The following is a 20,648-nucleotide window of genomic DNA, read 5'->3' on the forward strand; positions in this document are numbered from 1 at the left end:
TTGTAAAAGGATGAAGTTGCCGTAAACTTTGATTCGTTTAGTTGAATCCAGGTGCTCGCATCAATCGTCAGACAGAAACCGCGGGCTAAACAAGGCCGGATGCCAATGCACGACGGCTCGATCAAGAACGTCGACAAGCTTTGGGCGCTCGCGTCCAAGGAGGCCTTGGACCGTCTGACGGATGCCGCTTGCCGGACATTGGGCGCGTCGGCGGCAATGATCTCCTCCTTCACGCCGGAGGAGCAGCACATCCACAGCGCCGCCGGCCAAACGGGCCTCCCAGAGAACAAGCACCGCATTGATTTACAGTATTCGATGTGTCGTTACGTCATTGAAAGCAACGCGTCGCTTCTTGCGAATGCTGTTCACAAGCACCCTCTGCTTCACCAGGTGCAGCAGGTCGGGGCGGCCCCGATCGAAGCCTATATCGGCGTTCCAATCCGCAATGCGCGTGGCACAGCCGTCGGCACGCTCTGCGTCTATGACCATCGGCAACGCGATTGGGGCGATACCGAGATTGGTCTGCTGACCGAACTTGCACAATCGGGGATTGCGCAGATCGAGCGGACGGCGGAGATCGCCTCGCGGCGGGAGGCTGAAGCGGCGCTGTCGGACAGCGAAGCCCGATTTGCCGCGATGGCCAAAACCCTGCCCGGCCTCATCTTCGAACGCCGAAAGACCGGCCCGGCAACGTGGCACTACACGTTCTTCGGCTCGTCACGAGACCATCTGGCCGGGGTCCGCGATCGCGCAAGCGGCGCGAATGGTCCACTCGAATTCATCCATGCCGAAGACCGGGACCGTGTGCGCAACGCCTTGCAGCGTTCGACCATCGCCGAAACCGATCTTGATCTGACGTTTCGCGTCGCGACGCCAGGCGACACGGTCCGATGGCTGCGCAGCCAGTCTGTCGTCCGGCATGATTCCGCGGGCACGGCGATCTGGGACGGCTTGTGCTTCGACATCAGCGACCTCGTGGCGGCCCGCGAGGCCGCCGAGGCTGCACGCGTCGCCAATGACATGCTGCTCGTCGACGTCAATCACGAGCTCCGCACGCCATTGCAGGCCATCCTCGGCTTTGCCGATCTCCTGCAGACGGAGACGCGCCCCGCGGTCGTCCAGACCCATGCCGCGACGATCCGCGACGCCGCACAGTCTCTCCTGTCGATCGTCAATCAACTCCTCGATCTTGCCAGCACCCGGGAGGGCACGGCGCCGATGATCGATCGTCAGCCCACCGACATCAAGGCGCTGGCCGAATCCTGTCACGGCATGATCGCTCCGTTGACGGCAGCCAAGGGCATCGCTTCTCGACTGGTGGTGGATTCGGATGTGCCGAGTTTGATTTTGGCCGACGGGCCGAAGATCCAGCAGGTGCTGGTCAATCTGCTCAACAATGCAATCAAGTTCACCGAGACAGGCACCGTGATGCTCCATGTTTCCGTGGCCGCAAGCCGTGTTCATTTCACCGTCTCCGATACCGGAATCGGGATTGCCGACGACAAGATCGACCTGCTGTTCCAGCGCTTTTCCCGCATCGAGCCGCTCGCCCGGTCGACGCGCGGAACCGGCCTCGGCCTCGCCATCGCCAAGCGCCTTGTCGAATCGATGGATGGAACGATCGGCGTCACCAGCAACCCGGCTCAGGGCACGACCTTCTGGTTTGAGGTGGGCATGGAGACCGTCGTCAGCGAGCCGCCTCTCGCTGCTGTTGCCAGCGAGCCGGCGAAGCGGATCACGAGCGGCGCCAGAATCCTGATCGCAGACGATCTCGACCTCAATCGCAAGCTGATCGCGGACATGCTGTCGCTTGAAGGGCATGAGGTGGATTGCGTATGCGACGGCGCGGCGGCGGTGAAGGCCGTGTCGGCACAAAGCTACGACCTGGTTCTTATGGACATGATCATGCCGGTGATGGACGGCATCGCCGCCACCAGGGCGATTCGCGCCCTGCCCTCGCCCGCCTGCGATGTCCCGATCATCGCTCTGACCGCGCATTCCTTCAAGGAACAGCTCGACAGCTGCCTCGCGGCCGGCATGGACGCTACGCTGACGAAACCGATGTCACTTGATGTGTTGAGTGCGACCGTCAGGAGTTGGACCCAGGGACGGTCCCAGGCGGCCTGATGCGCCGACATCCTACGAGATGATTCACTAAAGTAGACGCCCGAACATCCAACCCGATCCGGGCGTCGGAACCGGTGCAAAACGATTGGCTCCCTGAGCAGGACTCGAACCTGCGACAAGTCGATTAACAGTCGACTGCTCTACCAGCTGAGCTATCAGGGAATGCACGTTGGCGTGGGGGCCGTATAGCAAGCTTGTTCGCGAATGCAAAGCCGCGATTTCACTTGGCGCTGTTTCCCCGCTCATAACCCTGCCGACCCCACAAAATGCCACGACGCTGTTGCGGTATGATGACGACCTTTGCTATAGGCGAGCGGTGCTGGGCCGCCGCCGGCACATATGAGGCCTCGTGGCGGAGTGGTTACGCAGAGGACTGCAAATCCTTGCACCCCGGTTCGATTCCGGGCGAGGCCTCCATCGGTTCCTTCGACATTTGATTCTGTTAGAAAAAACGGCTGAATTGCCCACGGTTGGCAGCGTTTTTCAGCGGATGATGAACATCTCTTCCACGTAACCTTTGCGCAACCAATAGGGATGGCGATGAACGGTTGGCGGCAGAAGCGATGCGACCGTAAAGGGGTTGGCTTCGTGGTTGATCGATAGCAAGAGCGGCGACACCCTCCGAATATATTCGACGTAGGTTTTGGCCTGCTCGACGGCCATTTCGCTCAGCGAGTCGGCATTTAGGACCATATCGTACGGACCCTCTGGCAAGCTATCTGTCGCGAACAATTGTACCTTTTGCCCGGCATCCGCCTCTCCAGCCAGTCGCACATTGCCTTCCCCGATTGCCGCTCCGAGAAACAGCGCCTGACACACCATCGTCAGCGGGATGTCGACGATGGAATATGATGTAGCGCCAAGGGCGAGCGCGTAGAACGCGGTCCGGCCTACGCCGGCGCCGATTTCGAGCACGGTGCTGCCCCCAAGCGCTCGAACCCGATGGGCTTGGTACAGCGCCTGAATTGTTCTTTGATCGAGTAGACCCCGCTTCGTCGAAATGCCGCACGTGCCGCGGAAGGGGGCGGCGAATTTTGCATCGGCCGACAAGCCGATCGCTTTGCAGATCCGGTCAACTTCATGGTCAACGTTGGCGGCGCGCGGCGGCGTCTCGTTTTTTAGAAAATCGCTGGTGTCGGGATTGAAGGTCCTGCGGCATCCCAGCGCCTCGGAAAGCCTGACAAGCTTATCAAAGTCGTTTGCTTGGCCGAATTGCATCATGTCCGACGTGAAGGACTCGTCCAGGCCAAAAAGAAGGTAGGTCGACCCGGGATCCTGAAGCAGGACTTCAGCACGGTCGTCGTCCGCCAGAAGCGCTTCGTGGAGGGGGCGGCGCAAGTTATCGATCCACGACCACATCGATTGCTCGCTGATGACCGTCTTCTCATAGTTGCGGCGATATGAGCGCTTGATCCTCTCTATGAAGTCGCGCGGCGGCTTATAGCTCTCCGCTACTTTGATTTGCTCGACTTCAAAATTCGGGTCGTAAAAGCAAACGTCTTTTATCCTTTGGCAGCTCTTCGCCAGCTGCTCTGATGCCGGATCGTTCTTCTTTGCGCTTTGCTGAATGCTGAGAAAAAATCTGACAACATTTCGTCTACTTTCAATCACGCCGTCACGCGCAGTGCCGTCCAAATCGCGACTTTAAACAAGCTGTAACCTAGCAGCTTTTAATAAGCTCTAGCCTAGCCGAAAGACGCGGCACCGTGCGACAACCAAAATGCGACCGCGATTGTTGCGCGGCTAGCCGGTGACGCATCCGGTTTGATGCCCGTTTTGAAGCGCCGGCGACCGTCGTCGTCACGCCGCGCCGAATCGATCACGAAGATCCGAGAGCCGCCGGGACGAAGGAAGGCCAAGCTCTGCCTTTGCTTGACTGGGGCGGCCAAAATGGGGGTATTGCCCAAAGGCTCCGAGGGGACCGGAAGAGAAGCCCCCCGCCCTTCCGCTAAGCCTCTCATTGAGCTTAGCGATTAAGCTCCAGGCAAGGTCTGCAGTTCGGCGATCTTACAGAATCGGGTAAGCTCACGACCGACATAGGCGCTCGCCTCGCTCTCCATACACCGTTAGGATCAGTGTCCATGGCCTTCAGATCAAGACAACGCCCACGGTCCCGCGGCTGGTTCTTCCGCACGAAGCAGCCGCATCATTTTACCTTTTTGATCGCTCTCGCCCTTGCGCTGCTCGGCATCGTCGGCACCCGCATTCACATCGACTACGTCTCGACAAACGCATTTTGGGTGGTTGTCGCGGCCTACGTCGTCCTTGCCCTGGGAACGGTGATCGACGGACTGTAAGGCCGCCGCGCCGTCAGCGTCCGAGAACCTGTTCGATCTTCGCTTTCAGGTCGTGCAGCTTGAACGGCTTGACGATAAAGCCTTCAGCGCCGTCGACCCGCGCCGTGGCCTGATGGCCCCAGCTGCGTTCCGACGTCGCGAAGATGAAGCGGTTAAAACCTGGTTTCTGCAGGCGTTTGACCTGCTGCAACAGCTCGATGCCGGTCATCGGCTCCATGTTCCAGTCCGAGATGATCAACGTGTAACTGCGGCCGAGAATCATCGCCAAGGCGGACTTCCCGTCAGCGGCCTCGTCGATGTTGGTGAAACCAAGCTGGGTCAACATCGTCGTGAGAATGGTTCGCATCGTCGCCGAGTCGTCCACGACGAGAATGTTTACCGCGTGCGGTGATCGCATATATGTCTACCGGTGTTCGTGTTTCAGCAAGGACTACCGGTCGCAGCGCAATGAAACCAGAGAGTTATCCAGGCCTACACTAGCGTGAGAACGCGGTTTATTTGCGCCTGATCTGCATTCCGCTACGATCCGATTGTGGCATCTGCATCATTTCGGCGATCGGCCCTGCATATACCACCTGAAAGGCGAAGGACATCGCCCGCAAGCGCGCGTCGCATGCGCAACCGCACCGACCGACTGGCGCCTCGGCCATCGAGCGCTTACCTCCAAGCAGGATCATGGGCTCTCATTGAGTCCACAGGTTGCACTCAGGAACCGTAACGCATGCCCTTGCTCGTCACATTCTTCGTCGCCGCGGCTGCCGCGTGGACGGTTTTTTCGCTCTACCTTTCGACGCGCCAGATCGCCCATGTGCGTCGCCATGCGGACGCGGTGCCGACCGACTTTGCGGTCGACGTCAGCCTCGCCGATCACCGCAAGGCCGCGGACTACACCGTTGCGCGCGAGACGCTCTCGCGGATCGAGACCGTCGTGGACTTCGTCCTGTCCCTGGCTTGGGTGCTCGGAGGCATCAGTCTCCTGTACGGAGCGCTCGCGTCCGTTCTTGCGCCGTCGCTCTGGCGCAGTGTCGCCTTTCTCATCGGGACAGGCGTTGTCGGCACGCTGATCGGATTGCCTTTCTCCCTCTACAAGGCTTTCGTGCTGGAGGAGCGGTTTGGCTTCAACCGGACGACGCCGCAGCAATTCCTTGCCGATCGCCTCAAAGGCTGGGCGATCTCGCTGGTCGTTTCGATCCCGCTGCTCCTCGCCGTTTTGTGGGTGATGCGCGATCTCGCCGGCTTTTGGTGGCTATGGGCGTGGTTCGGAGTCCTGGTCCTTATGGTGGCCGCGCCGACGGTCTACGTCCGCGTCATCGCGCCCCGTTTCAACCGCTTCACGCCGCTCGCCGACGTCCCGCTCCGGAGCCGGATCGAGGCCCTGCTGGCGCGCTCCGGGTTTCGCTCGTCAGGGCTTTTCACGATGGATGCATCCAAGCGTTCCTCGCACGGCAATGCCTTCTTCATCGGCTTCGGCAAGGCCAAGCGCATCGTCCTGTTCGATACGCTGCTGGAGCGCAGCCAGCCCGAGGAGATAGAGGCTGTCGTCGCGCACGAACTCGGCCACTTCAAGCATCGGCACGTGATCTTTGGGCTGGTCCGCGGGGCGCTGATGGCGTTCGTCGCGCTCGCCGGGTTCGGCTGGCTGTGCAAACAGCCTTGGCTGCTGCCGTCCTTCGGCGTGCCTTATCAAGACGACGCGCTGGGGCTGTTCGTCTGCATGATGCTGTTCTCGACGATCGGGCCGCTGATGGCGCCGCTGAGCAACTGGCTGTCGCGGCGCAACGAGTTCCAGGCCGACGACTATGCCCGCCGCAGCGTTGGCGCAGCACCGATGGTGAGTGCGCTGACGCGGCTCGCTCGTGACAATGCCTCCACCCTGACCCCGGACCCGGTTTATGCCTTGGTGCATTACTCCCACCCGCCGGTGCCCTTACGGATCCGCCACCTTCGCGAGAGCGAGGAAAACGCGCCCTGGCTGGCGCCGGCGGCCGCTTAAGACGCGGTCTCGGCATCGCGCGGCCATCGCTTGATGGCGGCATGGCCGCTCGCGGTCAGCGCATAGATGCCGCGGTCGGTGGGTTCGAACCAGCCGTAGACGTTGCGCAGCAGGATTTTGGGCGCGTCGGGGGCCGCGGCTTTGAGATCACGCGGGCGAAGCGGCCCTGTCGCAAGAGCGAAGGCGCAGATCAGCGCCTGTTGCCGATAGGCCGTCATGATCGGCGCGCGCGATCCGCCACCCAGGGCGGGGTCGCCTTTGCGACGCCGATGTTCATTGAGGAGCCGCGCGCGCCGCTTGGGATTTTTCCGCGGCGTCGGAGCGTCAGGACTGACCAGGATCGCCACGGCGCCGGCATCCGAGACGCCGAGCATGCCGAACCCGAGACGCCGGCACAAATTGCGGAAGCGGGCGTCACTTTCCCGGCCTTTGCCGCGTGCCGAAAGCCGCGCCGCCAGCCAGACTTCGTCGCAGGCCGTCGCCCGATCGACCGCCTGGAGCACGAGTTCGAGATTAAAGCTGAGCTTCAGCTCGCCAATGACGACGATCGGCGGATCATCTCCCTTCAGCGCCAGAAGATCGCATCCGCCGATCTCCCCCTTGACCGTGAAACCGCGCCCTTCGAGGAACGCCTTGACCGGCGCGTAGAGGGACGTCTCCATAGTATCATTCCATTGAGCGACGCCGCATCACGCGCCATAAAGCCTTCCGCTTGCCTTGGCATGCGGGATATAGACCCGCAAATAGCATCTTTTGTTTAAGCCAAGGCCGCGTTGCGGCATCAAAAACAATAGAGTTGGATCAAAAAGTTTTATCCCCAGAAATAGTGTGGCCGTGATTTGCGCGATAAACAGTGGAAAACAGATTGCCCAGCCCGCTGCCCCCCGGACGAAAGGCAGATGGATGTTTGACAACAACCATGAAATTCACGATTGATATTCATTGCGTAGGCGAAGATTAAGCCGTACATAGTTTTTAATCAAACGTTTGCGCCTGGCTCCGGAGCGTCGTTTGACGCCGCATGATCAACATGCCGGTGAATGTCAGGTTGGGGGGAATTCCATGGTCGCTCGAACACGCAAGCAAATCGAACCTGTCGAGTCCGTCGCGGAGCCGGCGGAAAGCAACGCCGACGTCAAGCTCGGCTTTCTCGGCGACTTCATCGGCTTCCATCTCCGGCTTGCCCAAGATGCGTCTTATCGCACATTTGCGCGCTATGCCGACAAGGATCTGATGAAGCCGGGCCGTTTTCCGGCACTGGCCATCATCCACCTCAATCCCGGCATTTCGCAGAGCGCGCTAGGCCGCGCGATCGCCCGCGACAAGTCCACCGTCAGTCCGCTGATCAAGGACCTGCAGAAAAGCGGTTACATCGCCCGCAAAGCGTCCGTGCTCGATCGTCGTAGCGTGACCCTGACGCTGACCAAGAAGGGCGAGCGGACCCTGGAAAAGCTGATGGTTCGCGCCAACGAGCACGAACAGGAGCTCGATCGCATCGCTGGCACTTCCAAAGGTCGTCTCATTGCGCTGCTCGATAAAATCACGGTCGGGATCGCCTGACGCGCTCGAAAAAAGCTGCGGCGGTATTTCCTTCTAAGCCCCATGTGGACGAGCCATCCACATGGGCGCGATGTTATGCTGTGCGTTTACGACTGATCGCGCATGGCCTTGGTGATCAGTCCGACGTTATTGCGGAACATGTCGGCATAGGTTGCCGCCGGGCCGTCGGGCTTCGATAGCGATTCGACATAGAGCTCGCCGCCCGGCTTGGCTCCGGTGGCGCGAGCGATCTGCTCGATGAGCCTGGGGTCATTCGAATTCTCAAAGAAGTAGGTTTTGATCCCCTCCTTCGTGATCTGTGTAATCAACGCCGCGACCGTCGCCGCCGACGGTTCCTGCTCCGTCGAAATGCGAAGCGGGGCCAGGATCTCAACATCATAGGCCTTGGCGAAATAGCCGAGCGCATCATGCGTCGTGAGGATCTTCCGTCGCTGCTGCGGGACGGCCGCGAGACTGCTGCGCGCGTCCGCGTCGAGCGCGGCAAGCTTGGCCTCATAAGCTACGGCGTTTTTCTCGAAGACGTCCTTGTCCTCGGGGTCGGCTGCCGCGAGGGCCTTGGCGATATCGCGAACATAGATCACGCCGTTGGCAGCACTGTTCCAGGCGTGGGGATCGATGACCGTCTTTCCGTCATCTTCCATCTTCAGCGGCGCGACGCCCTGCGACGCGACGACAGGCGTGCCTTTGTAACCCGATGCCGCAATCAGCCGATCCATCCAGCCTTCGAGGCCGAGGCCGTTGACGAAGACCACGTCGGCCGCTTTCAACGCGCGGGCATCGTCCGGGGTCGGCTCATAAGTATGCGGATCACCGTTCGGCCCGACCAGAGAGCGCACATCGACCTTGTCGCCGCCGACATTGCGAACCATGTCGGCAAGGATCGTAAAGCTCGCAACCGCCTTTAGCGATTTGGCTTCGGCGGGCGCTGTCATGGCGGCGCAGCCCGCCACAGCGAGCGTCAGAGCAAACGTCATCTTCATGGGAGCATCCTCTTTGCAAAGTGGCGTCTGGGAAGGAGGCGACGAAAGGCGCCGGACGGCGCGGCCAGCAGCGACAGGACGTAGAGGCCCCCCGCCACGAGAATAATGGTCGGCCCGGACGCCAGACCCTGGTGATAGCTGATGACGAGGCCGGCGTAGCCGGAGATGCAGGCGGTCGCGATCGAGACCGCAAAGAGTGCCGGCATGCCGCGGACCCAGAGCTGCGCCACCGCCGCCGGCAGCATCATCAGGCCGACCGCCATCAGCGTGCCCAACGCCTGAAAGCCGGCGACCAGGTTCAGCACGACAAGCAGAAGAAACAGCAGGTGGTAGAGATGGCCGCGGCCGGACACGGCGCGCAGAAAACCGGGGTCGAAGCACTCGGCGATCAGCGGACGGTAGATCACCGCCAGCGTCAGAAGCGTGACCGACGTAATCGCGCCGACGAGGATCAGCGCGGCATTGTCGATGGCCAGGATACTGCCGAAAAGCACATGCAGAAGGTCGACGCTCGAACCGCGCAGCGAGACGATCAGCACGCCGAGCGCCAACGACGTGAGATAAAAACTGGCAAAACTTGCGTCTTCGCGAAGACTGGTCGAGCGGCTGACGAGCCCCGACAGCAGCGCGACCGCGAGGCCGGCGACGACGCCGCCGATCCCCATCGCCGGCAACGAGAGGCCGGAGACGAGAAACCCGACCGCCGCGCCTGGCAGCACGGCGTGGCTCATCGCGTCGCCGACGAGGCTCATCCGTCGCAGCATCAGGAGTATCCCGATCGGCCCCGACCCCAGCGCCAGCGCGAAACACGCGATCAGCGCGCGGCGCATGAAGCCGAAGTCGGCGAACGGCGCGACGAGAAGCGCGTGGAGGCTCATGCGACGTGCCTGTGGCCGTCGTCGCAGAATTCCGGCGCCTCGTCCCAGTTCTCCGACATCGCCCGGGCGCGAAGAAGATTTTCCGGACTCATCGCGCTTGCCGTATCGCCCCAAGCGATCAGCTCGCGGGCAATCAGCAGGGTCTGTGGGAAATGGGCGCGCACCTGATCGAAGTCGTGCAGGACGGCGATGACGGTCCGCGACTGCGTGTGCCAGAGATCGATGAGGCGCAGCAGATCATCGGTGGTTCGCGTATCGATCGCGGCGAAAGGCTCGTCGAGCAGGATGACTTCGGCATCCTGCAGCAGAAGCCGGGCGAACAGCACGCGGCGGAATTGTCCGGACGACAACGACCCGATCGGGCGCGCCCCAAATCCTTCGAGGCCGACCGTCGCCAAAGCGTCCCGGCCCCGTTCGCGCATCGCGCGGCTGACCTGGCCGAACGCCCCGCCCTGCCGCCAGGCGCCGAGCAGAACGATGTCCGCGACGCTGAGAGGAAACGTGCGATCGATCTCCGCGACCTGCGGGAGATAGCCGACCGAAGCCAGCGCCAGACCGCCTCGATCGATGGCGCCGGAGGCAATCGCCTTTTCGCCGATCAGAGCCTTCAACAAGGTCGACTTGCCGGCACCGTTCGGCCCGACGATGGCGGTCATGCTGCCCGGCGCAAAGGTGCCGCTGACATGATGCACGGCGGCATGACGGTCGTAGGCGACCGTCAGGTTTTTGAGACTGATCGGTGCGGCGCTCATGGTTTGGCCACCGCCCACCAGATTGCCAGCCAGAGCGTCACCAGCAAACCCGCCACGCCGGCAACCCGGATAAGGGCGGACTGTGCCATGAGGGAGAGGGACAGTGGTTCAAGGCGGGGGGCCGGGACGTGTTCATGCATGGCGATGAACTATTATGTTATAACATCCAAGTCAACGCAGCGGGGCTGCGCTGAGGGCCGCTGTTGCCATTCCGACGGTCCGATGAAACAAGGAGCCACGGCGGCCTCTTGGCGAAACAGGTAGACGCACAGCACTTAAAATGCTGAGCCCACAAGGCGTCCGGGTTCGAGTCCCGGAGAGGCCACCAACCCGGCCTAGTCCGCCAACATTCGCACCTCGGGCCGGTCGACGAACGTCGTGCCGTCGGCCCACTGCACGAGCAAAGCAGGGACGCGCTCGGCCGGCACGGGACGGCTGAAATAATAGCCTTGCGCCTCGCTGCACCCTTCCCAGAACAGGAAGTCGAGCTGAGCCTGGCTCTCAACCCCCTCGGCGGTCACCCGCATGCCCAGGCTTTTGCACAGGCCGATGATGGCCCCGACGATGACGCTGGAATCCGCCTTGGAATCAAGGTCGCGGATGAAGCTCTGGTCGATCTTCACCTTGTCGAACGGGAAGCTCCGGAGGTAGCTCAGCGATGAATAGCCGGTGCCGAAATCGTCCATCGAGATCTTGACGCCGAGCGCGCGGATCGTCTGCAGCGTCTCCATCGTCGATCCGGTATTCGCGAGGATGACGGACTCGGTGATCTCGAGATCGAGGCGGCTCGGCTCAAGACCGGATTGCGCGAGGGCCCCGACGACGGCGCCCGCCAACTGGCCGGTTCGGAACTGCGCGGGCGACACGTTGACCGCGATCCGGATGTCCTCGGGCCAGGTCTGCGCCTCCCGGCACGCCTGGTTCAAAACCCACTCGCCGAGCTGCGTGATCAGGCCGATCTCTTCGGCGATCGGAATGAATTCGGACGGCGAAATCATGCCGCGAACGGGGTGGTTCCAGCGCAGCAGCGCCTCGAACCCGCCGATCTCGTTTCGTTTGAAGTCGAACAAGGGTTGATAATAGAGTTCGAACCAGCCTTCGGCGAGCGCTTCGCGCAGATCGAGTTCGAGCGCGCGGCGCGCCTGCAGCCGGGCGTCCATCTCCATCTCGAAGAAACGCCAGGTGTCGCGCCCGTCCGCCTTGGCCTTGTACAGCGCGACGTCGGCGTTCTTCAGCAGCTTGCCGTAGGACGTGCCGTCCCCGGGCGCCATCGAAATCCCGATGCTCACGCCGATCGTGACGCGGTGCCCTTCGATCTCGAACGGCATCTTCATCGTGTCGACGATGCGCCGAGCCAGAATGGTCGCATCGTCGGGGCTGCGCAGGCCGCTTTGCACGATGGCGAATTCATCGCCGCCAAGACGCGCCACGGTATCGACCTCGCGGATGCAGGCCGAGAGCCGTTCCGCCACCACGCGCAGCAGCGCATCGCCGATCGGATGACCCAAGGTATCATTGACCTGCTTGAAGTGATCGAGGTCGAGCATCAGCAAGGCGAACATGTCGCCACGGCCGCTGGCGCCGAGCGCCAGCTCGGCCCGCTCGGCGAACATCAGGCGGTTGGGCAGGCCCGTCAGGGCATCATGCCGCGCCATGTAGACGATCTTCGCCTCGCTCTGCAGGCGCTCCGTCACATCCTCGTAGGTCTCGACCCATCCGCCCTCGTGCAGCGGCTGATGGGCGAGCGCGACGACGCGATCGTCGGCGAGGTCGAGAATGTTGGTGGCCGGCTGCCGATGTCCGATCCGCGTCAGGACGTCGCTCAGACGCTGATCCGCTCGAGTCGTGTAGTTGCCGACGGCGACGCTCAGAGCGATGACCTCTTCGAGAGGCATCCCGACGACGATGCGGGCGGACGGCAGGCGGAAGATCTCGCAGAAGCGGCGGTTGAACACCTGGAGGCGGTTGTCCGCATCATAGAGACAAAGGCCCTGGGACATGTTGGCAAGCGCGACGTCGAACCGCTGATTGGTCCCCGTAAGCGCGGCTTCCTGTTCCTTGAGAACCGTGATGTCGCTGAAAACGATAATGACGCCACCTTCCTGAGTGGCGTTCTGGCTGACCCGCAGCCATCGACCGTCCGGGAGGCGCGTCTCGCGGGTCGCCGGCAGCTCGACGGTGCGCGCTCCCGGTGGCCCCAGACGCGTCCAGATGGTCGTCATCAGATCCCGCGCGGAACCGCCGACTTTCAGACGCCCGAGGATGCCGGCGAGAAACTCACCGGCCTGAGCATTGGCCAGGACGATCTTTGAATCGGCATCGATGACGATGATGCCTTCCCGAGAACTTTCTAGCGCATCGGCAAGCCGGGATTGCGCGGACCGCCGTTGCGCGACCTCGCTCTGGATGCTCGCGCGGATATTTTCGCGCATCACTTCCATGGCGGAAAGAAGCGCGCCGATTTCGTCGTCGCCGCCTTTCGGGATGATGACGTCGAGATGGCCGCCGGCGATCCGCTTTGCGATCTCGGACGCCTTAGCGATCGGACCCAAAATGGTTCGCGCCAGAAGCCACGCGGCCAGGCCCGAGAGAACGACGGCAAGGAGCGTTGCCAGCAAGTTGACCCGAATGTCGAGGGCAACTGCGGCCTGGGCGCTCTGACGATAAGAAAAACCATCGCCCGCCGTATAGTTGATGAGCAGGTCGATCTGCTGTTCGACTACAGAGGCAAAATGATCGAGTGAGCGCCATGCCTCGTTGGGGTTCGTCCCTTCGATCAGCCGTCCGCGCATGGTGCTCCAAGCGGCGACGGCCCGTTGCACATGAGCGCCGGCCGCCGAGGCGCGGTCCGACTGCGAGCGTTCCATGGCGATCGAAAGATCGTCGTTCAGGCTTTTCTCGAGTTCCGTCATCTTGGCGTCGAGCATGACCCGCGTGGCGTGATCGGAGGTCAACAACTGACGCGCGAATGCGGCCTGGATCGCGTTGAAATCGGCGGAGGCGGCGCGCGCGTAGTTGATCGCCATCAACGACTTGTCGAAGGTCTTGGACACTAGGCCGCCAGCGCGCCGAATATCATAGGCTGCGTAGAGGCCAAGAACGCTGGTGATCAGGGTCATGACGAGGAACGCGAACAGGATCCGGCTCCGGATCGTTTTGACCGAAGAACCAGACCGTGCCGGCATCTGGCGATGCGGCATCGCACGTGTGACCTGCAGGACAGACATTCTTCAATTCCACCGTCTTAGGTCAGATTAGAGAGACTCTGGTTAAGCCATCGCTAACAATGACAGGGTTGCCAGACCTTAACGACTGATTAAGCGCGCCCTCTTATGTTCTGATTTCAGACGGACTTCGTGAATATGCTACCGCGGCAACGGCTCAATTCAGGATGGCTCGATGCAATTCCCTGCGCTCCGCCGGTCAAAGTTTCGGTCGTACAAGCGGTGCGGAGCAGCGCTGCTTCTGACGCTGGTCGGCGCGACGACAGGATTGGCGCTCGCCGCGCCTGGCGGAATCGTGGTGTCCCAAAAGGGACGCGCTTTTCAGCCTGGCGAGTTGTCGCTCAAGCGCGGCGACACGGTGAGCATCGTCAATGACGACGGCGACCTTCTTCATCACGCCTATGTCGACTCGGAAACATTCAGCTTCGATTCGGGCGATCAGGAACCCGGAAGCAAGACGGACGTCGTCTTCTCGGTCGCCGGCGAGTTCAAGGTCCTGTGCGGCATTCATCCCAAGATGAAACTGCTCGTTCACGTCAAATAGGCAGTCGTCGCCGGCGCACGATCAGGATGGTTCGATGAAAGTACACTCCGGAAGGCATAAGCGTTCCGGAGCATGCTTTGTGTTCGGCTTCAGCTTCCCGCAGGCGTTCGCCAAGAGCATTTCCACAAAAATTGCAGGCTTTCGTGATGGAGAAAGCGCTCTGACTTTTCGATAGGAGAGCGATTTCTGATCGCTTTGGAGTGTCCACCAAAGCGATAGCGCTTTAGGTCAGGGTGGTCCCAAACAGCACGGAGTGGCCGACGTAATAGAGGGCGAGGAACGCCGCCAGGGCGCCTCCATATTGCAACGGAAGCAGAACCATCTTGCGCGCCAACCGCGGCGCTTCCTTGGCCTGGTCGCCGATCACGACGAGCAGCACGGCGATGATCGGGGCGTGACCGATCGCGTCGACCTTGCCGAATTCGGCGATCGCGCTGATGAACGTCGCGGCCAGCATGACGGCTGCGAAGCGTCGAACCAGCGGCGTCCAGATCAAAGCAAACGACATGGTGAATTCGACCACGCCGGCTGCGCGCATGAAGAACGCCGGATCGTATCCCATCGCCATCTCGGGATGCGTGGTGAAGAGCGGATAGCTCCAGTCCGGATAGGCCCATTTCTCGACGGAGGCCCACATCAAGGTGATCGCCGTCGCCCAGCGCAAAACGTCGATGGGGCGAACGCCGAAGAGATCCCGCTGCAAACCGACCAGCGCAAGGTAGCCGGCGATCCCGAGGAAGATCGGATAATCCATCAGATGGAAGATGCCGTAGTTCGCAACGGCCATGCCGAACAGGACGACGATGCCCAGAGCGGTAAGCGGCATCGTGCGACGCGACAGCAAGCACGCGGCCATGGCCAGCTGCATCCAGGGAATGAATGGCGATGTCGTGGTCAGTTCGGGCGTCAGCAGAATGCCCCCCAGCGTCCATAGCGCCACAAGGAAGAAGCCGACGGTCGCGCGCATGATGATTTCCGCGTTGACCATCAATGCGCCGGTGACGCGATCGAGCGAGCGGATCAGCGCATCGCCGACGAACGTCCTGTCGATGAGGCAGCCGAGCAGGAGTACAAAGATTGCAAAGCCGGTCAGAAGCTCGAAATCCTGACACAGGACGTTCTCGAGGCCGACGGGCTGTCCGGCGACGTTAAAAGCGCAAAACCATTTGACGTGTGCCTCGGCACCCGTGGAAATCAAAAAACCGGCCGCTGCGATGCTGGCCGAGACAATATAAGAAACGCGACGAGAAACCCCGAACACACTCATTTGAGCCCCGCGAAACTGGCGCGCTCCCCAGCACGCCGCCCGATCTCCAATATACGCAATTTTAATCTTATTAGAAGTGAGAATCTTCATATTAGTTAACAGCCAAAGCGCATTTCATTAACCTTGTGGCAAGTTTTGTCGGCCGAAAGCATCACTGCTGTCGTAGCGACCGTTATGTTATGAAGTCTTCAACATCGGGGAGAAACAGTGGGGTTGCGGCACCCGAACACCAATGGCTGAGACGTCGCGTCTGTATATTTTCGAACGACGCACCTTGCCGGACGTTCTGCGCAGTCAAGAAGCCGAGTGGAGATCGTGTAATATGATTCTTATTCTCAGCGCGGTCAGCCTGGCAGCCGGAACGACGCTCAGTTGCGTCCTGGAACGCTTCCCGACGCAGAAGATCGCGATGGAACGCTGCAGCGGGCTGATGGTCGTGACCGGTCTCGCCCTGATCGGCGGGGGGCTGCCGCTGTTTCGATAAGCTTTGAAACCAATCGACCTTGATTCAGACGCAGGTGACGCTCTGGATTGTCCTACGAGCGGACCAGCCGCCCCCAAGATGCCATCAGTTTTCGCGCACAACTGCCGCCGGTGCTTTCGCCGCCAGTTCGCCTTCGTCGCTGAGCGTCCCGAGAAACGCGATCAGGTCGGCCTTCTCGGTCTCCGTGAGGCCTAGCGGCTTGATCAGTTCCGACCGACTCGGGCGGTCGATGCCGCCTTTGTTGTAGAGATCGACAACCGCCTGCAACGTCGCCAGAGATCCGTCGTGCATGTAGGGACCGCGTCGGCTCACGTCGCGGAGGGTCGGCGTCTTGAAAGCATACTTGAGCTTCACGGAGCTGGGGAAATAGCGACCGCGCCCGATTTCCTCGCCGCTTGCAACGCCGATATCGTGAAACGATCCGTCGGTGAACGCCCAGCCACTATGGCATTGCGAACAGTTCGCCCGACCGTTGAACAGGGCAAATCCTCGCTTGGCGGGCTCGTCGATCGCGGCTTCGTCCCCTTCGACCCAGCGGTCGAAAGGCGCGACGCCTGAGACGATGGAGCGTTCAAAAGTGGCGAGCGCCATTTCGATGTTGCGCCGATTGATCTGTTTGTCAGGAAAAGCGGCGCTAAAAAGCACTGCGTAGGTTGGCAACGTCGACAGACGCTCGATCAGCAGCCCCTCGGTCATGTGCACGTTGGACGGTGCGAGGATCGGCCCGAAAGTGACCGACTCGATGTCGCGAAACTTCCCATCCCAACCGAGGCGCGGCAACCACGCGATATCGTCGAGGGTCGGCGTGCGGAGCTTCATGATGGAAGCCCCCTCCCCCTGGGCGATCGGCAATCCATCGCTCCAGGATCGGCTAGGAGGATGGCACGAGGCACATGAGCGCGTCTGCGAAAAGGAAATGCGCGTGTCGTAAAACAAGGACCGCCCGAGGGTCGCTTTTGCCGCGCTGTAGGGATTTGAATCCGGGTAAGGGGTTTCGGTCGGCCGCCGGTACTCGCCCCGTCCCGCTCCCGAAGCATTCGAGCCCGCTGGCGATCGACCGGTACCCGCCATGATGAAGGCGGATGCCAGCGCCAGAAAGACGAACAAGGGAAATTTCCAAGCCATTCGGGTCATCGCGATTTACAATGCCGGAAAACGGTTTCTTTTTAGTTTCGCAGAAAGACGCAAGGCTAAAAAAGACTTTGTGAAGAATAGTCTCTTCACCAAGCCTAGCTCGGTCGCAACTTGCAGCACCTATACTAGGTTGCAGGCCCCAGAGGGTTGCGCGAGTTGCTATACATCGCTGTCGTAACGGCAGGCTGCAAAGCTCAAAGCTCGGGCTTGCGGCCTGGGAGGATCGGCGTCTGGAAACTCAGGCCGAGATCCCAGGGAAAGTAGATCCACGTATCCTGCGAAACTTCGGTGACGAACGTATCGACCAGCGGACGCCCCAGAGGTTTTGCGTAGACGGTTGCAAAATGGGCTTTCGGCAGCATGGTCCGCATCACGCGCGCGGTCTGCCCGGTATCGACGAGGTCGTCGATGACCAGGACGCCCGCGCCGCCATCGGCCTTGAAGTCCGGCCGCATGTCCTTGAGGACTTCGACCTGCCCCTGCTCCTGCTCACCATGATAGCTCGCAAGGGAGATGGTTTCGATCACCCGGATCGTCAGCTCGCGCGCGACGATCGCCGCCGGCACGAGGCCGCCGCGCGTGATCGTCACCATAGCGGTGAATGGCCCTAGGTCGCTTAGGCGCCAGGCGAGCGCCCGACAATCGCGATGGAATTGGTCCCAGGAGACGGGAAAGGCACGCGCGCTCGGCTCCATGGCTATCTCCGTTGCTCCAACCCGGCGATCATGGCGCCGACCCGCGCCGCCGCATCGCCGACCGCACCGGCATCCTTGCCGCGCACGACGATCTCGTTGTGGAACGCGCCGTCGCGAAACGACGGGTAAGACCCGATGGCGAGGCCAGGAAAGTCCGTGGCGATCTCGCCGAGGGCAGCGGCATAGGCGCCCTCTGGAAGCGTCCCTGCAGCGACGGATTGCGCAACCGTCTGCGTGCCACCCGCGAGGAGCGGGGTCACGGCATCCAGCATGGCGTTCATGACCGCGGGAACGCCGGCCATGACGATCACGTTCTCGATCCAGAATCCCGGCGCCTTCGAGACACTGTTCTCGACAAGCGCGGCGCCGTGCGGAATGCGGGCCATCCGGCGCCGTGCGGCGTTCAGGTCTTCGGGCTTGATCCGCTGCAACAGCAGTGCGATGGCGCGCGGATCTTCGGATATCGCGACGCCGAAGGCCTTGGCCACCGCGTCGGCCGTTATGTCGTCGTGGGTCGGCCCGATGCCGCCGGTCGTGAAGACATAGGTGAAGCGCGCGCGCAGGGCGTTCAGCGCGGCGACGATCGCGTCTTCATCGTCCGCGACGATGCGGACTTCACGGAGATCGATGCCGAGTTCGCTGCAACGCTCGGCTATGGCGCCGATATTGCGGTCCTTCGTGCGCCCGGAGAGAATCTCGTCGCCGATGACGAGAACGGCTGCCGTGACGATGTCGTGGGTCATTCGCCCTCCAACTCGCGCGTTCCCAACTCGCCCGACGCGTGCTGCAGACCGTTGCGGAGCTTGGCGACCTGTTCGGCGAGCATGCCGATTTCATCGCCGGGCACGCCGATCAAGCACTGCAGATCCTTGGGGACGGCCGCAGCTTTCGCCTCCAGAGCCTGCCCGGCCGGCGTCAACATGATACTCACCTGCCGCTCGTCGTTGGCGTCCCGGATGCGGCGGACGTAGCCGATGCCTTCGAGCCGCTTCAGCAATGGCGTGAGCGTGCCGGAATCGAGGAAAAGGCGGGCCCCGATCTCTTTCACGCGCATGCCATCTCTTTCCCACAGCACCAGAAGTACCAGATACTGCGGGTATGTGAGGCCCAGCGGCTCGAGCAGTGTCCGGTAGGCGCGGGTGAAAGCATGCGACGCAGAGTAGACCGCGAAGCAAAGCTGTTTCTCGAGGATGACGGTTTCGGCTTGGCTCATCCTGTCTCCATACGTGCTTTTCTCCGGGCCGGCAATTTTAATTGCACACGATTTAATGTTGTGCTACCAAGTAGTTGCGGACGGCGTATTGTCCGCACACCATCCACGCTAAGGAGATGTGATGAAAGCGCTTTATACCGCCCACGCAAGTTCGACCGGCGGCCGCGAAGGCCATGGGGCAACGTCCGACGGCAAGGTCGACGTCGTCTTGTCGACGCCAAAGGAGCTTGGCGGCGGCGGCGGATCGGGCACCAACCCGGAGCAGCTTTTCGCAGTCGGCTACTCCGCCTGTTTCCTCGGCGCGATGAAATTCGTTGCGGGCCAGGAGAAGATTAAGGTTCCTGAAGATGCCAAGGTCGACGCGGCTGTGGGCATAGGCCCTCGCGACGACGGCAAAGGCTTCGGCATCGTCGTCGAACTGACCATCCATATTCCCGGCATGGATCATGCCGCCGCAGAGCAGCTAGTGCACAAAGCCGATATCGTGTGCCCCTACTCGCATTCGCTCCGCGGCAACGTCGACGTCACGCTGACGGTCGCCTAGACATTTTTTCGGCCGATCCAGGAATGCGCGCTCGGCAACGGGCGCGCTTTTCGTTTGCGCGGTTTGCGCTTACACAACCGGCTCGGTTTTCCTCTTCAGAGTCGGCATTCATGACGATCAGCGACGCGCAGACCCTCGAAATGGTCGAAGCCCGGCAAGCGACGACCCCGACCCTGCGTCCGACGGTCCCGGCCCTGGAAGAGATCCTGTTCCAGCCGATTCCGCTGCTCGACCACGGCTTCATCCGCGTCATCGACTATATGGGCGATGACGCCGCCGTGGTGCAGGCGGCGCGCGTGTCCTATGGCCGCGGCACCAAAAAGGTCAGCGAGGACCGCGGCCTGATCAACTATCTCATGCGCCATTGGCACACCACGCCGTTCGAGATGGCCGAGATCAAAGTCCACGTCAAACTGCCGATTTTCGTCGCGCGGCAGTGGATTCGGCACCGCACCGCCAGCATCAACGAATATTCCGCGCGCTACTCCGTTCTCGATCGCGAGTTCTATCTGCCCGAGCAAGCGCAGCTCAAGGCGCAGTCGTCCAGCAACCGGCAGGGCCGCGGCGAAGGCCTCGAGGCCGACGAAGCCCGGCAGGTGCTCGACATCCTGCGTGGCGACGCGGAGCGGACCTATGCGAACTACAGCTGGATGTTGAACGAGGACGCAGCCGGTGCTCAGGTCGATACCAGCCGCGACGGCCTCGCACGCGAACTCGCCCGCATCAACCTGACCCTCGGCACCTATACCCAGTGGTACTGGAAGACCAACCTGCACAACCTCATGGGCTTTCTCCGGCTGCGCGCCGATGCCCATGCGCAATATGAGATCCGCGTCTACGCCGACGTCTTGGTCGACGTGATGAAGCGTTGGGTGCCGCTGACGCACGAGGCGTTTCTCGAGCATCGCCTGGGCGCGGTGACGCTGTCGAAGACGGCCCTCGAGGCGGTGCGGCGC

Annotated in this window: 20 protein-coding genes and 3 tRNA genes; 10 read left to right on the forward strand and 13 right to left on the reverse strand. The window is 61.6% G+C overall.

From position 1 onward, the window contains the following. Window positions 1–99: 99 nt before the first annotated feature. Window positions 100–2,127: a hybrid sensor histidine kinase/response regulator gene (locus GSQ79_RS03360; protein ID WP_158807324.1), complete on the forward strand. Its 2,028-nt coding sequence runs from the start codon at window positions 100–102 to the stop codon at window positions 2,125–2,127. A gap of 86 nt (window positions 2,128–2,213) precedes the next feature. Here the strand turns inward: GSQ79_RS03360 and GSQ79_RS03365 are convergent. Continuing rightward, a tRNA-Asn gene (locus GSQ79_RS03365) sits at window positions 2,214–2,289 on the reverse strand. Between the two features lie 181 nt (window positions 2,290–2,470). Here GSQ79_RS03365 and GSQ79_RS03370 point away from each other — a divergent pair. Then, window positions 2,471–2,544 (forward strand) — tRNA-Cys (locus tag GSQ79_RS03370). Window positions 2,545–2,610: 66 nt separating this feature from the next. On the opposite strand, the gene GSQ79_RS03375 is transcribed toward GSQ79_RS03370, so the two are convergent. Then, window positions 2,611–3,762 carry a putative sugar O-methyltransferase gene (locus GSQ79_RS03375; RefSeq protein WP_158807325.1) on the reverse strand — a complete coding sequence of 384 codons (1,152 nt, stop codon included), beginning with the start codon at window positions 3,760–3,762 and terminating at the stop codon, window positions 2,611–2,613. Between the two features lie 446 nt (window positions 3,763–4,208). Here GSQ79_RS03375 and GSQ79_RS03380 point away from each other — a divergent pair, with 446 nt between their 5' ends. Further along, window positions 4,209–4,424 carry a hypothetical protein gene (locus tag GSQ79_RS03380; protein WP_158807326.1) on the forward strand — a complete coding sequence of 72 codons (216 nt, stop codon included), beginning with the start codon at window positions 4,209–4,211 and terminating at the stop codon, window positions 4,422–4,424. Between the two features lie 13 nt (window positions 4,425–4,437). On the opposite strand, the gene GSQ79_RS03385 is transcribed toward GSQ79_RS03380, so the two are convergent. Next, a complete protein-coding gene (locus GSQ79_RS03385) occupies window positions 4,438–4,821 on the reverse strand; it encodes a response regulator (protein ID WP_158807327.1) in 384 nt (127 codons plus the stop codon). A 324-nt stretch (window positions 4,822–5,145) separates the two neighbouring features. Here GSQ79_RS03385 and GSQ79_RS03390 point away from each other — a divergent pair, with 324 nt between their 5' ends. After that, complete coding sequence (locus GSQ79_RS03390) at window positions 5,146–6,417, forward strand: M48 family metallopeptidase (protein WP_158807328.1); 1,272 nt, start codon at window positions 5,146–5,148, stop codon at window positions 6,415–6,417. Here the strand turns inward: GSQ79_RS03390 and GSQ79_RS03395 are convergent. Beyond that, entirely contained in the window at window positions 6,414–7,079 is a 666-nt protein-coding gene (locus tag GSQ79_RS03395; protein WP_158807329.1) for a DUF2161 domain-containing phosphodiesterase, read from the reverse strand. The genes GSQ79_RS03390 and GSQ79_RS03395 overlap by 4 nt on opposite strands. Window positions 7,080–7,479: 400 nt before the next feature. Here GSQ79_RS03395 and GSQ79_RS03400 point away from each other — a divergent pair, with 400 nt between their 5' ends. Beyond that, entirely contained in the window at window positions 7,480–7,977 is a 498-nt protein-coding gene (locus GSQ79_RS03400) for a MarR family winged helix-turn-helix transcriptional regulator (RefSeq protein WP_158807330.1), read from the forward strand. Window positions 7,978–8,063: 86 nt separating this feature from the next. Here GSQ79_RS03400 and GSQ79_RS03405 read toward each other — a convergent pair whose 3' ends face one another. From GSQ79_RS03405 to GSQ79_RS03415, 3 genes are read right to left on the reverse strand one after another with little or no spacing between them, the layout of a single operon-like run. After that, on the reverse strand, window positions 8,064–8,951 hold the full coding sequence (locus GSQ79_RS03405; RefSeq protein WP_158807343.1) for a metal ABC transporter substrate-binding protein: 888 nt from the start codon (window positions 8,949–8,951) through the stop codon (window positions 8,064–8,066). A gap of 2 nt (window positions 8,952–8,953) precedes the next feature. Further along, window positions 8,954–9,835, reverse strand: coding sequence for a metal ABC transporter permease (locus GSQ79_RS03410; protein ID WP_158807331.1), 882 nt, complete (start codon window positions 9,833–9,835; stop codon window positions 8,954–8,956). After that, a complete protein-coding gene (locus tag GSQ79_RS03415) occupies window positions 9,832–10,587 on the reverse strand; it encodes a metal ABC transporter ATP-binding protein (protein ID WP_158807332.1) in 756 nt (251 codons plus the stop codon). Before GSQ79_RS03415 ends, GSQ79_RS03410 begins: the two co-directional genes overlap by 4 nt. Window positions 10,588–10,829: 242 nt before the next feature. Here GSQ79_RS03415 and GSQ79_RS03420 point away from each other — a divergent pair. Continuing rightward, a tRNA-Leu gene (locus GSQ79_RS03420) sits at window positions 10,830–10,915 on the forward strand. Between the two features lie 7 nt (window positions 10,916–10,922). On the opposite strand, the gene GSQ79_RS03425 is transcribed toward GSQ79_RS03420, so the two are convergent. After that, window positions 10,923–13,814: an EAL domain-containing protein gene (locus GSQ79_RS03425; RefSeq protein ID WP_246725078.1), complete on the reverse strand. Its 2,892-nt coding sequence runs from the start codon at window positions 13,812–13,814 to the stop codon at window positions 10,923–10,925. Between the two features lie 172 nt (window positions 13,815–13,986). Here GSQ79_RS03425 and GSQ79_RS03430 point away from each other — a divergent pair, with 172 nt between their 5' ends. Next, window positions 13,987–14,355 (forward strand): hypothetical protein, encoded by a 369-nt coding sequence (locus GSQ79_RS03430; RefSeq protein WP_174243156.1) that lies wholly within the window; start codon window positions 13,987–13,989, stop codon window positions 14,353–14,355. 223 nt (window positions 14,356–14,578) lie between these two features. Here GSQ79_RS03430 and GSQ79_RS03435 read toward each other — a convergent pair whose 3' ends face one another. Further along, on the reverse strand, window positions 14,579–15,622 hold the full coding sequence (locus GSQ79_RS03435) for a hypothetical protein (protein ID WP_158807333.1): 1,044 nt from the start codon (window positions 15,620–15,622) through the stop codon (window positions 14,579–14,581). A 322-nt stretch (window positions 15,623–15,944) separates the two neighbouring features. Here GSQ79_RS03435 and GSQ79_RS03440 point away from each other — a divergent pair, with 322 nt between their 5' ends. After that, on the forward strand, window positions 15,945–16,106 hold the full coding sequence (locus GSQ79_RS03440; RefSeq protein ID WP_158807334.1) for a hypothetical protein: 162 nt from the start codon (window positions 15,945–15,947) through the stop codon (window positions 16,104–16,106). An 84-nt stretch (window positions 16,107–16,190) separates the two neighbouring features. Here GSQ79_RS03440 and GSQ79_RS03445 read toward each other — a convergent pair whose 3' ends face one another. From GSQ79_RS03445 to GSQ79_RS03460, 4 genes are all read right to left on the reverse strand, one after another. After that, window positions 16,191–17,240: a cytochrome-c peroxidase gene (locus GSQ79_RS03445; RefSeq protein ID WP_368669911.1), complete on the reverse strand. Its 1,050-nt coding sequence runs from the start codon at window positions 17,238–17,240 to the stop codon at window positions 16,191–16,193. Between the two features lie 194 nt (window positions 17,241–17,434). Next, window positions 17,435–17,935 carry a xanthine phosphoribosyltransferase gene (gpt, locus tag GSQ79_RS03450; RefSeq protein WP_158807335.1) on the reverse strand — a complete coding sequence of 167 codons (501 nt, stop codon included), beginning with the start codon at window positions 17,933–17,935 and terminating at the stop codon, window positions 17,435–17,437. A gap of 2 nt (window positions 17,936–17,937) precedes the next feature. Beyond that, window positions 17,938–18,678 (reverse strand): molybdopterin-binding protein, encoded by a 741-nt coding sequence (locus GSQ79_RS03455; protein ID WP_158807336.1) that lies wholly within the window; start codon window positions 18,676–18,678, stop codon window positions 17,938–17,940. Beyond that, window positions 18,675–19,148, reverse strand: a complete 474-nt coding sequence (locus GSQ79_RS03460) for a MarR family winged helix-turn-helix transcriptional regulator (protein WP_158807337.1) — start codon at window positions 19,146–19,148, stop codon at window positions 18,675–18,677. The genes GSQ79_RS03455 and GSQ79_RS03460 overlap by 4 nt, the downstream gene beginning before the upstream one ends. 121 nt (window positions 19,149–19,269) lie before the next feature. Between GSQ79_RS03460 and GSQ79_RS03465 the strand changes: the two genes are divergently transcribed. Together GSQ79_RS03465 and thyX are read left to right on the forward strand one after the other, a co-directional pair. Next, window positions 19,270–19,692 carry an organic hydroperoxide resistance protein gene (locus tag GSQ79_RS03465; RefSeq protein WP_158807338.1) on the forward strand — a complete coding sequence of 141 codons (423 nt, stop codon included), beginning with the start codon at window positions 19,270–19,272 and terminating at the stop codon, window positions 19,690–19,692. A 110-nt stretch (window positions 19,693–19,802) separates the two neighbouring features. Further along, on the forward strand, window positions 19,803–20,648 hold an 846-nt coding region (gene thyX, locus GSQ79_RS03470), incomplete at its 3' end, for an FAD-dependent thymidylate synthase (protein ID WP_158807339.1).

Source organism: Beijerinckia sp. L45 (assembly GCF_009765775.1).
In the GTDB taxonomy this organism is placed as follows: domain Bacteria; phylum Pseudomonadota; class Alphaproteobacteria; order Rhizobiales; family Beijerinckiaceae; genus RH-AL1.